The organism is Bacillus sp. DWP3-1, assembly GCF_049896565.1.
Classification (GTDB): domain Bacteria; phylum Bacillota; class Bacilli; order Bacillales; family Bacillaceae; genus Bacillus.
Genome location: NZ_JAFCUN010000001.1, coordinates 874,535 through 886,181, shown reverse-complemented (window position 1 = coordinate 886,181; position 11,647 = coordinate 874,535). Strand labels below are relative to the sequence as shown.

Below are 11,647 nucleotides of genomic sequence, written 5' to 3'. Positions count from 1 at the left end.
TTTTAATTGGCTGTTTGATAATAGGAAACAGGTTGTTTGGCTGCGCACCATACATCATAGATCGCAAGCTGCACAATATGCGGTTCATCATGATGAATATAGTGCGAGCTGTTCTGCGCCTGAATCCATCCGCTTTGGGATGACAAAGACAGCATCCGTTTATGAAGTCTGAGCCAAGCTTCATGCGCTGGATGAAACAATCGGCTCTTACCTGAGGAAATGACAAGGAGCGGCATCATCCCATAATGGGTTTGCTCCTCTTTCATTGTACTTAGCATTTGCTGAAAGTCCTCATGTGTACATTCTGCTGTGAATTGCGCCATATATGAGGTGCGTTCTTCCTTTGATAAAAGCGGCAGGATGACCTGTTCTTGCTCCTCACTTGCTGGGTCTAACATCACCATGCCAATGACGTCATCTCCTCTGCGACTTGCCCATAACCGGCTGACAAGAGAGCCAAATGAGTGAGCCACAATGAGAAAGGGTGGCTGAATATTGGCTTCTTCTAGCAGCGCATCTAAATCATCTGCAAGATCATGCAATGTTCTTCCTTCACTGCTGTCACTGCTCTTTCCATTTCCTAATCGATCGTATAAGAAAACCCCAAGCTCAGGATCAATATCGCGGACCATATTCGACCACGTATCACCCGAAATGCCGTAGCCTGCTTCAAAGATAATGGTGGCTTGCCTTTTGCCTTGACGATGTTTTGTATAAAAATGATGTCCATCTATATGATACATTCTTTCAATCATTGCCGAGTTCATTCTTCCATCTCCTCTAAGTGGTTCTTTAGATAAAAGACGGCACAAAAGGCTGATATGTTTCTCTTAAAAACAAAAAAGATGCCTATTTCAAAAAATAGACACCTTTTTTCTATGAGCTTTTACCAAGCGCGATCATATTGACGCGGGCCTTCGATAGATGTACGAAGTTCTTGAGCAGCTGTTTTTGGAAAGTATGGATCCCGTAAAAATTCTCTGCCTATAAAGATTAAGTCTGCACGCTGATTTCGTAAAATTTCCTCTGCCTGTACACCAGATGTGATCAGACCGACTGCCCCTGTTTGAATACCGGCACCTTCTTTTATTTTTTCTGCGAAGGTCACTTGGTAGCCAGGGAATGTGTTGATTTTCGCCTGTACGACAGCGCCTGAGCTGACATCGATTAAGTCGACACCTTGTTCCTTCAGCCATGTAGCAATGCCAATGTAATCTGCAATATCAAGTCCTTTTGTCGTGTAATCAGAAGCAGACACACGGACAAATAATGGTCCGTCCCATACTTCATTGACTGCATCGATGACTTCTCTTAAGAAACGATAACGGTTCTCTGGTGAACCGCCATAGTCATCTGTTCGATGATTTGCCAGCGGTGAAAGAAATTCATTGATCAAATAGCCATGCGCCCCATGAATTTCAATGATGTCAAAGCCGGCCTTTTTTGCTCGGACAGCTGCATCCTGAAACGCCTGAACGGTATCTTTGATTTGATCGATAGACATCTCGGCAGGGGTTTTAGACTGTTCATCAAATGGAATGCTTGATGGTGCCAGGATGTCACCACCTAGTTCAGCCTTACGCCCTGCATGAGCCAGCTGGATAGCTGTCTTGGTTCCGTATGCTTTGATTTGTTCGTTTAATGAAGCAAATCCTTCAATGTGCTCATCACTCCAAATACCGAGGTCTTGATCACTAATTCTTCCCTCGGGAGAAACAGCACTTGCCTCCACCATGATCAGGCCAGCCTGACCTTGGGCACGGGAAATATAATGTGTAAAGTGGAAAGGCTGTAATTTCCCATCATGGTCATAGGATGAATACATACACATCGGGGACATCACGATGCGGTTTTTCAGTGTAACACCTTTTAATGTCCAAGGTGAAAAGAGTTTTGTTTCCAAATACCTTCGCCTCCTCATGGAATTGTATAGCCGATTATAACAGCCATTCAAACTTTCGTCATAAAAGGTGCTCAAAGAATATAGCTTTTATACGCGTTTTTGTATAATGGAGAGATAGAGACAACAAAGGGGGAAAAGGGATGAAATGGCAAACAGAGAGTGAACTAAAGGAACTGCTCACCGCTCTTATGCAGTATGAAAGCATATCGGGTACAACTGGAGAAGTTGCGTTAGCTGAATATTTATATTATTTGCTGAGGGAGCGGCCTTATTTCAAGCAGAACCCTGATCATTTGGCTTTGCATCCGATGAAAGATGGCCGGTATTATTTAACGGCGCTTGTAAAGCGCAGCACGCTGCCACGTACCGTTTTGCTGCTTAGTCATTTCGATGTCGTCGATACAGAAGATTACGGTGAATTTCAAAACATGGCATGCAAACCAGAAGAGTTAATGGCGTCATTTTCTCAAAAAAGTGCGCTTCTCCCAAAAAGAGCAAGAGAAGATCTTGCTTCAGGTGACTGGTTGTTTGGAAGAGGTGCCATGGATATGAAAGCAGGTCTTACTGTACAGCTTTCTATGCTGGAAAGAGCGATGACAGAAACCTTTCATGGAAATGTCCTGCTCGTCACAGTCCCTGATGAAGAAGTGAATTCTCAAGGAATGCTTGAAGCTGTTCCGAAACTAAAGGAGCTTAAGGAAAAGCATGACCTTGACTATACCGCGTGCTTAAACAGTGAGCCCATGTTTGAAAAATATCCAGGTGATGAACACAAATATATGTATACAGGCAGTATAGGGAAGGTACTGGCCGGATTTTTCTGCAAAGGAATTGAAACGCATGTAGGAGAGCCATTCTCAGGCTTAAATGCGAATTTTATGGTATCTGAATTAAACCGGCTGTTAGAGCTGAATAGTGATTATTGTGAGGAAGTAGACGGTGAAATAACGCCGCCGCCCACCAACTTGATGCAAAAGGACTTAAAAGAAGCCTATTCCGTTCAAACACCTCACACAGCTGTTTCTTTATTTAATGTGCTGATGATGAATCGTTCAAGTGAAGAACTGCACGGGCTTCTCTATGACACTGCGAAACGAGCAGCAGACGAAATCGAGGCAAATCTCAAACAGAAAACAGTTGAATTTCAGCGCTTTAAACCTTTTACACCGATTGATACGAAGATTACGGTTCTCACGTATCATGAGCTGTATCAAAAAGCTGCAGAACGCTCAGGTAAACAGGAGGTTGAACGCATTGTTAACTATGCGTTCGCCAATCGAGGTGAGCTTGGAGATCGTGATTTTTCAACCAAAATCATCTCTGAGCTGACGACGCTTTGTAAGGAAGAAGGGCCGCTGATTGTTCTATTTTATAGTCCGCCATTTTATCCTGCGGTTTCTTCAACGGAAGATCCGCATATCCAAGCAACCTTAAAGAGGATTCAAATAGAGGCAAAAAAGAGTTATGGACTTGAAATAGAAGAAGTGAAATATTTCCCTGGATTGTCTGATTTAAGTTACTTACAGCTCGAAAAACAGGAAGTAGGTCATTACACGACCAATATGCCGCTTTATCAAAAAGGCTATTCTTTACCGGAAGGAGAAAAGGGAGCACTTTACGTTCCAGTTATCAACGTGGGGCCATTAGGAAAGGACCCGCACAAATGGACAGAGCGGCTGCACATCCCGTTCTCATTCGGCATTTTGCCAGAATTACTAGAATCAGCGATTCATGCTTTGTTAGAGAAAAAGTAAGTATATGATGAAGAGCCCTATCGTGATGATAGGGCTTTTATTTTTAAATAGACGATCCATCGACTTAGATAGAGTATGATAAAGAATAAGACTTACACTTATTTGAAGGGAGATTGTGAGGATGAAATGGAAACTGGAAAATTAACAAAAACATACATCATTACATCGCTTCAGGAAAGTATCCGTGAACTAGAAAAGCTAGTGGAAATATGTGATGAGCACACGCTAGATCAATCTTTGGGAGAGGGCAAGTGGTCGATCAAGCAAATCGCAGGGCATTTGTATGATACAGAAGAAGTCTGGTCAGAGCGGATAGAGCAGGCGATATCAGATGAGCAGACGCCTTTTCAATCGTATGATCCTGAAATATATGTGAAGGAAAGAGGCTATGAAAGGTATAACGAACAGGAGATCAAAGCACTGATCAAACGATTGAAAGAGAGAAGAAACAACACACTTCATCTATTAGAAAAGGATACATGGGAGCAATCGGGTGTGCATCCTGAAGAAGGGGTGATGACAGTGCAAATATTAGCTGAAACCATCGCTTTACATGAACAACATCATCTGGATCAAATCAAAGCCATCATGTCAAAGAGTGAACGATAGCAGTATGTAAAAAAGCACCTGTCATCAAAACAGGTGCTTTTCTCTATCATTTATACGTGCTTGCTGAAAACATTTCGTTTAATTCTGCTGCGCGTTTTGTTGCCGTTTTAACACAATCGACAACGGCTTCTTCAAATTGATAGGCAGCAAGTGTGTTCAGGCCGGCTTCTGTCGTTCCGCCTTCACTTGTGATTTCTTTGCGCAATTCAGCAGGTTCTTTACCGCTGCTTTGAAGCATGTTGGCGGCGCCCGCAATCATCTGGCAAATGAGTAACTTCGCTGTTGCTTGGTCCATCCCAAGTTCCGAGGCGCCTCGCTCCATTCCTTCAATCAAATGATAAATGAAGGCAGGGCCGCTTCCTGCAATAGCTGTAACAGCATTCAGCTGTGATTCATCCAATACCGTCACATGACCGATCGTTTCAAACAGCTCGATTGCTTTATTCTTTTGATCCTCTGTCACTTCTTGACTTACGGCAATGCCTGTTGCTGATTGCTGAATCGCCGCTGATGTATTTGGCATTGCGCGAACCACCGCAGTCTTCTCGCCAGCATAGTGCTGAATCGTTTCAATGGAGATGCCAGCTAAGATCGAAATGATCAACTGTCCTTGTAAATGAGGCCGCACATCAGATATCCCGCTTTCCGCATCTTTCGGTTTTAAAGCAAATACGAGAATATCCGCTTCTTCATAAATAAAAGAACGAGAGAAATCCGTTTTGACCCCATAACGCACCTTTAATTCTTCTAGACGTTTTTCATTCGTTTTGTTTGTGATAATAATATCTTCATTTGACATGATGCCGCTTTTTAATAAACCTTTTATCATCGACTCTGCCATCGAGCCTGCACCAATAAATCCAATTTTACTCATAAGCTGCTCCTCCTTGTAGAAAATAAAAAAACCTCTCGCCTGAAAAGGACGAAAGGTTTTTCGCGGTACCACCCTCAATTAGCATGCAGACATGCATACTCAGCTCTAGTCCCTTAACGCGGGAAACGTTTAGGTTTGCCTAACAGCTCAAAGGGCAGGTTCAGCAAATAAGAGGACGGTGAGGCCTTACAGCCGGCGGACCTCACTCTCTTTCATCATTATTTTGCTTACTAATCCTTGTCATCGCGCATCTTATATTTGTTGTTCATTATGCAACGATGGACAAGTTTGTGTCAATAGGGACAGATAAAAAAATTGACCGCCTAAACCGCATGACAGTCTGCCTTTTGCAAGATACAATGAATAAAGAAGACAGAGTTACAATGAACCATGAGTCAAAAAGCAGGAGATGACATATAAAAGTGAAAGAAGACATCATTCAATTATCCATCCCTACACCGTTTGCTGTTGGGGATGTACATGCATATATATTAAAAGGAGAAGCCGTGACCTTAGTGGACTGCGGGCCGATGACAGAAGAGGCGGAGCACGCCTTTGTCGCGCAACTACAAGAGCATCGTTTATCGATAGACGATATTGATCAAGTGGTGTTGACCCATCATCATGCAGATCATGTCGGTCTTTTAAATCTGATGAAACCTCATGTCCGTGTGATCGGACATGAGTTAAATGAGCCGTATATTAGCCAGGACCCTGTGTTTAAAGAGCGTCAAATTGCTTTTATGGAACGCTTTTTTCAGCAGTTAGGTGTGCCGCTTCGTCAAGGTGAGTGTGAAAGAATCGTGAAGCAATCTTATACATATTCCTGTACTGCACATGTAGATGACGTCATCAAAGAAGGCGATCGGTTGAAAGAGCATGAACACTTCTTCGTGATGGAAACACCGGGACATGCACAATCTCATCTTTCCTTTCTAGATGAAACAACGGGCCATTTCATTGGTGGAGACCTGCTTTTGACGACCATTTCCTCAAACCCGTTAATGGAAGCGCCGTTTGAAGGGGAGGAACGCCAAAAATCGCTGCTTCAATATAAAGCATCACTCAATCGATTATTGCATCTGCCAATCAAGACGATTTATCCAGGACACGGTGAGCTCATTACCTCTCATCATGAATTGATCGAAGAAAGATTTAAGAAACAAGAGAAACGGGCAAATACGATGTATCAGCTGCTCAAACGAAAAGAAATGACTGCCTTTCATCTTTGCCGCAAGCTATTTCCAGTGCTGTATGAAGAGGCCTTATTTTTAACGATGTCGGAGACAGTTGGGCAGCTGGATGTCCTCTTAGAAGCCGGGCAAATTGAAGAAGTGCAAAAAGACGGAATTCTCTATTACAGGGCAAACTAAGGAGTGAAACGCATGGGGAGATTAACAGGAAAGAGGATATGGATTACAGGCGCATCTGGGGGCATTGGTGAAAAAATGGCGTACTTGGCAGCAGAAGAAGGCGCAGAAATCATTATTTCAGCAAGACGAATCGAAAAGCTGACGGGTGTAAAAGAAAAGATTATGAGTGCTGGCGGGGTGTGTCACATCGTGGAGTTAGATGTCAGTCACCTTGAGGACATTGATCGCGCATATCAAGAAGTGGGGGCTGTTGATATTTTGGTTAACAATGCCGGTTTTGGTGCGTTTGACCTCGTTGAAGATGCGTCCATTGAGGAAATGGTGTCGATGTTTGAAGTAAACGTGTTTGGCTTAATCGCCTGCACGAAAAAGGTCATTCCAGAGATGAAACAAAGAGGACAGGGACATATTATCAATATTGCTTCTCAGGCAGGAAAGATTGCCACTCCGAAATCAGCCATTTATTCGGCATCAAAGCATGCCGTCCTTGGATTTTCAAACAGCCTTAGAATGGAGCTGGCAGACCTCGGCATTCACGTCACCACGGTGAATCCAGGACCGATCGCCACTGACTTTTTTACCATCGCCGATCGCAGCGGTGAATATGTGAAGAATGTTGAATTCATGATGCTTAGTGCGGACAAGGTGGCTGGGAAGGTCGTATCCGCCATGATGACGAAAAAAAGAGAGATTAATCTGCCTGGATGGATGAACGCTGGCAGTAAATTGTATCAATTATTCCCGTTTTTATTTGAAAAAGCAGCACGCAAAGCGATGATGAAAAAATAACAAAAAGAAACCGGTCGTGAGCTGGTTTCTTTTTTTGAGATAAGACGCCATTTTGACCGTCTTTTTATCTCCGCCTTGCCGCTTGCTGAAGCGGGTCCCACACACTGTTAAAAGGCGGGGCATAGCTAATATCTAAATCTTCTAGATCTGTTATGGTCAGCTGTTGGTAAAGGGCTGTTGCCATCACATCGATCCGTTTATCTACACCGTTTCTTCCGATGATTTGGGCACCGAGCAAGGTGTAGTCATCACTTCTGTAAATCAGTTTGACTTTCATTTTCTGCGCATCTGGAAAATATCCAGCGTGATCCGTACTGTCAATGGTGATGGTGGAATAAGGAATGTCAGCTGCTTGTGCTTCCTTTTCTGATAAGCCCGTTCGTCCCGCTGTCATGCTCATAAATTTCATCACTGCTGTTCCAGTCACGCCTTGAAACGCCCGGTTTGTTCCCGTCATATGAAAACCAGCGATTCTTCCTTGTTTATTCGCCGTTGTACCGAGCGGAATATAATCTAGTGATTGTTTGATGCGGTGATAAGTTGCTGCGCAATCCCCGGCAGCATAGATGTCTTTTACATTGGTTTGCATGTATTTGTTTACAACAATAGCACCATTTGGAAGCCGCTTGATTCCTGTTTTGTCTAAAAAGGATGTTTGCGGTGTGACGCCGATGGCCATGATGACCATATCCGTTTTAATGGTTTGTTTGTCTGTTTGAACAGCTGTTACATGTGACTCGCCCTCTAATGTCTGCACGGTTTCCCCAAGTGTCACGTGAATACCTTGGGCATCCGCCTCTTCTTTCAGGTGCTTCGCCATATCGGGGTCAAAGCCCGGACCTAGTGTTGAACCCCGCTGAATGATATGTACTTTTTTTCCCAGCGCTTTTAAATTTTCAGCCATTTCTAAGCCAATATACCCGCCGCCAATGATGGTGACATGTGTGATATTTTGTTTTAAATGGTCTAAAATGGACAGCGCATGCGGAATGGTTTTTAATACGTGTACGCCTTCTAGCGGCTGATTGTCTAAACCCAGTGTGACGGGGCTTGCTCCTGTCGCAATTAAGAGGCGGTCATAGCTTTCGGTAAATGGTTCTTTTGTTTTCGTATGATGACCTGACACCGTTTTTTGCTTTGGGTCAATGGAGGTCACGTCGTGTAAGCATCTAGCATCAATTCCATATTTGTCGCGAAAGGTTTCAGCGCTGCGTGCAATCAGCTTGCTGTGATGATCAATGAGACCGCCGATCAAGTAGGGAAGGCCGCACTGTCCATATGAGAAAATCTCTCCTTTTTCAAAAGCGACAATATGTGCCTCTGGATCCTCTCTATATATTTGCATAGCACAGCTCATTCCTGCCGCATCTCCGCCAATCATCACATATTTCATTTGGTGTGCTCCCTTCTATCTATCGAACTGAATACTCTTATTTACCCTCATTTTCCTTTTTTTAATGCTTTTTTTCGCAAAAGAAGCAAACTTTAGTTGAAAAATAAAGACAGCGCCTTCATTTTAAGCTACAATCGGATTATCGTCTTTTTGGTTACGAGTTTAGTGAAGATTGGTGGGAAAGACTTTGAGTGACACGCGACTAGATTTTAATACTTTATATACACGGCATACAAGAGAGGCTTGGTCTGCTCTTGGGGAATATATGCCGGTATCTGTTTCAGAAGAGGAAGCGAGAGCACTTCAAGGGTTAAATGACTATTTATCGCTTGAAGAAGTTCAAGATATTTACATACCACTTATTCGTTTTCTGACATTGCATGTCTTTGCAGAAAAACAAAAAAATCAGCATGTGAATGCCTTTTTAAACTACCCGCATCATGCGAAAATCCCTTTTTTAATTGGGATTGCTGGAAGTGTGGCTGTCGGGAAAAGTACAACGGCTCGTATCATTGAAACGCTTTTATCGAGACTTGGAGATGGGCTGAAAGTGAGTCTTGTGACAACAGATGGCTTTTTGTATCCTCAAAAAGAATTAAAGGATCGAGGACTCATGGAAAAGAAAGGCTTCCCGGAAAGCTATGATGTCAAAGCCTTGTTATCTTTTTTAAACGAATTAAAATCAGGCAAACAAACTGTTCATGCCCCGGTATATTCGCATCTGACCTATGACCGGCTTGAAGGGGTGTATGAAACAGTGGAGGATGCCGATATTGTCATCATTGAAGGAATCAATGTGCTGCAATCACCAGCGCTGGATGATCTGAAGGATGAACCGCGTGTGTTTGTATCAGATTTCTTTGATTTTTCGATTTATGTAGATGCTGCTGAAACGCAAATTCAATCATGGTATAAAGAACGGTTCCGTTTGCTAAGGGAAACAGCTTTCCAAGACCCTGAATCCTTTTTTCATCAATACAAAGATTTGACGGATGAAGAGGCAGATCACATGGCAAGCACGATTTGGAATACCGTCAATCGCCCTAATTTATATCAAAATATTTTACCGACAAAATATCGAGCCGATCTCATTTTGAAAAAAGGTGATCAGCATAAGGTGGAAGAGATTGCTATCCGCCGAGTATAAAGAAAAACCGCTCAAACGAGAGCGGTTTTTTTAATGATCTCCACTGACTTTAACAGCGACCGCAGCTGCGGATCGCTTTTTCAGGCGGTAGTATCCAATGAGTAAGAACGGGACACCTGCGATGGTGACCATCGACAAGACTGAAAAAATGGAGAAGGGATGGGCTGCGCCAAAATAGTCAATGCACAGTCCGCCGATAAATGGTCCGATGACGCTGCCGAGCTGAGAAAATCCCATCGCACCAAAGTACGATCCCTTTACTTCTGGCTTTGCCACATTGTCTACAAAAAGATCCATCATCGCAAACAGCAGAACCTCTCCAATTGTAAACACGACAATGATGAAAGCAAGCATGCCGAGACTCTGTGAAAAAGCAATGGCAAACAAACTGCCGGCAAGAAGAATATTCCCAGTGGTCAGCGACAAAATGGTGGAGTAGCGCTTGGCGATCATGATGAGCGGATATTGTACGACAATGACAACAACTGCATTTAAAGATAAAAGGTATCCAAACAGTTTCGGACCATCCTCAATCATAGGTGAAGCGGATAAATATTGAGGCAGCGTTGAGCTCAAATGCGAATACCCGAACGAACATAAGGTCACGCCGATGAGGATAATGCTAAAGACCGTATCTTTTTGGATAATGGAAAGGGCTTTTTTGACACCAATTTGTTTCGTGCTTTCTGGAGCAGCAACTGGATGTTTCTGAAATTGCCAGACCAGCGTTAATCCGTATAACAAGTAAATGAAGGCAGCAACGAGAAATGGGAACGTTGTTTTCGATGACCCGAGATATAAGCCAAGAAGAGGACCGAAGATGACCCCTATGTTAATGGCTGTATAGCGTAAATTAAACACAAACAACCGAATACTTGATGGGGTGACATCAGATAAGAGCGCCTTAGATGTTGGTTCAAAAAGTGCCCGGCACAGTCCGTTTAAAGCGTTCATGATAAAGAAGACCCAAATGGCATCTGCAAATGCAAAGCCAACAAAGACAAGTGACCAACCGAAGATCGATAGAAGCATGACCTTTTTTCTGCCGATACGATCAGAAATATATCCGCCGTAAAAACTCGCAACGATCCCAATCAGAGAGCTAACGGCAATGATTAATCCAGCAGAAGACGCTGAGGCGCCTTTGACTTGTGTCAAATAAACGGCCAAAAAAGGAATGCTCATGGACGTCGCCATTCGGCCAAATATGGTGCCGATGATGATCGTCCAACTAAGCGGATGTAACGTACGTAAGTTATTTTTCATGCTGTTTCTCCCCTGAGTTTGTAAGATGTTCCAATCATACATGAAAAATTGTGCAAATTAAATACACAATTTGATGGAGGAGACATCTGCCATATGGCAAAGAAGCAAGATTGGCTCGCCATTTGGAGGTTTGCTTTTTGCTGCCAGTGCTTCTATGTCACTGATTCGCGCGGTCATTTGGCGACCATTTAATCAAGGTCGATCGCGACGATTTGCTGCAAGGACAGGTTGAGAACATCCTCATCATTGACGATTTTTATGCGCTGCGTTTCATAATGAATGGTTTTTACCCAGCCCCAAAACTGCTCTTTCATACCTGCTGCGGCATATGTCACGTAAATCGCTTGATCCTCGGTAATCGACTGTGTGATCAAAAAATTCATTTCCTCCAGTTGATCGGTGCTCAGCGGGGGAGGGGTGTACTCTTTTTTCTTCCGTTTTTGAGCAAGCAGCTGCTCCCGGTGCTCTGGAAGCATCATTCGGCTTGATTCCCACATGAGGTTGTATCCAGGTGTTAATTTATTGGGATTCATGGCTGT

The 11,647-nt window shown here is 43.4% G+C and carries 11 protein-coding genes and 1 other annotated feature; of the genes, 5 read left to right on the top strand and 6 right to left on the bottom strand.

From position 1 onward, the window contains the following. Positions 1 to 2: 2 nt before the first annotated feature. Positions 3 to 767, bottom strand: a complete 765-nt coding sequence (locus ACP7A0_RS04560; protein ID WP_106036845.1) for an alpha/beta fold hydrolase — start codon at positions 765 to 767, stop codon at positions 3 to 5. 119 nt (positions 768 to 886) lie between these two features. Continuing rightward, a complete protein-coding gene (namA, locus tag ACP7A0_RS04555) occupies positions 887 to 1,903 on the bottom strand; it encodes an NADPH dehydrogenase NamA (protein ID WP_095285364.1) in 1,017 nt (338 codons plus the stop codon). A gap of 140 nt (positions 1,904 to 2,043) precedes the next feature. On the opposite strand from namA, the gene ACP7A0_RS04550 reads away from it, so the two are divergent. Together ACP7A0_RS04550 and ACP7A0_RS04545 are read left to right on the top strand one after the other, a co-directional pair. Further along, positions 2,044 to 3,657 carry a M20/M25/M40 family metallo-hydrolase gene (locus tag ACP7A0_RS04550; RefSeq protein ID WP_426004385.1) on the top strand — a complete coding sequence of 538 codons (1,614 nt, stop codon included), beginning with the start codon at positions 2,044 to 2,046 and terminating at the stop codon, positions 3,655 to 3,657. Between the two features lie 126 nt (positions 3,658 to 3,783). Continuing rightward, entirely contained in the window at positions 3,784 to 4,266 is a 483-nt protein-coding gene (locus tag ACP7A0_RS04545) for a DinB family protein (protein WP_060596791.1), read from the top strand. Between the two features lie 46 nt (positions 4,267 to 4,312). Here the strand turns inward: ACP7A0_RS04545 and proC are convergent, their stop codons facing one another. Next, entirely contained in the window at positions 4,313 to 5,140 is an 828-nt protein-coding gene (gene proC / locus ACP7A0_RS04540; RefSeq protein WP_106036842.1) for a pyrroline-5-carboxylate reductase, read from the bottom strand. 41 nt (positions 5,141 to 5,181) lie between these two features. Continuing rightward, positions 5,182 to 5,393: a binding site (T-box leader), on the bottom strand. A 169-nt stretch (positions 5,394 to 5,562) separates the two neighbouring features. Here proC and ACP7A0_RS04535 point away from each other — a divergent pair. Then, the gene (locus ACP7A0_RS04535; protein WP_106031027.1) at positions 5,563 to 6,513 is read left to right on the top strand and encodes an MBL fold metallo-hydrolase; all 951 of its coding nucleotides are present in this window, start codon (positions 5,563 to 5,565) and stop codon (positions 6,511 to 6,513) included. Positions 6,514 to 6,525: 12 nt separating this feature from the next. Beyond that, entirely contained in the window at positions 6,526 to 7,302 is a 777-nt protein-coding gene (locus ACP7A0_RS04530) for an SDR family NAD(P)-dependent oxidoreductase (protein ID WP_106048344.1), read from the top strand. A 64-nt stretch (positions 7,303 to 7,366) separates the two neighbouring features. Here the strand turns inward: ACP7A0_RS04530 and ACP7A0_RS04525 are convergent, their stop codons facing one another. Next, positions 7,367 to 8,695 (bottom strand): CoA-disulfide reductase, encoded by a 1,329-nt coding sequence (locus ACP7A0_RS04525; protein WP_375565859.1) that lies wholly within the window; start codon positions 8,693 to 8,695, stop codon positions 7,367 to 7,369. Between the two features lie 187 nt (positions 8,696 to 8,882). Between ACP7A0_RS04525 and coaA the strand changes: the two genes are divergently transcribed. Then, the gene (coaA, locus tag ACP7A0_RS04520) at positions 8,883 to 9,842 is read left to right on the top strand and encodes a type I pantothenate kinase (RefSeq protein ID WP_034661193.1); all 960 of its coding nucleotides are present in this window, start codon (positions 8,883 to 8,885) and stop codon (positions 9,840 to 9,842) included. Positions 9,843 to 9,872: 30 nt separating this feature from the next. On the opposite strand, the gene ACP7A0_RS04515 is transcribed toward coaA, so the two are convergent. Then, the gene (locus tag ACP7A0_RS04515; protein WP_060596786.1) at positions 9,873 to 11,108 is read right to left on the bottom strand and encodes an MDR family MFS transporter; all 1,236 of its coding nucleotides are present in this window, start codon (positions 11,106 to 11,108) and stop codon (positions 9,873 to 9,875) included. 188 nt (positions 11,109 to 11,296) lie between these two features. After that, complete coding sequence (locus tag ACP7A0_RS04510) at positions 11,297 to 11,641, bottom strand: YolD-like family protein (protein ID WP_127687041.1); 345 nt, start codon at positions 11,639 to 11,641, stop codon at positions 11,297 to 11,299. Positions 11,642 to 11,647 lie beyond the last annotated feature (6 nt).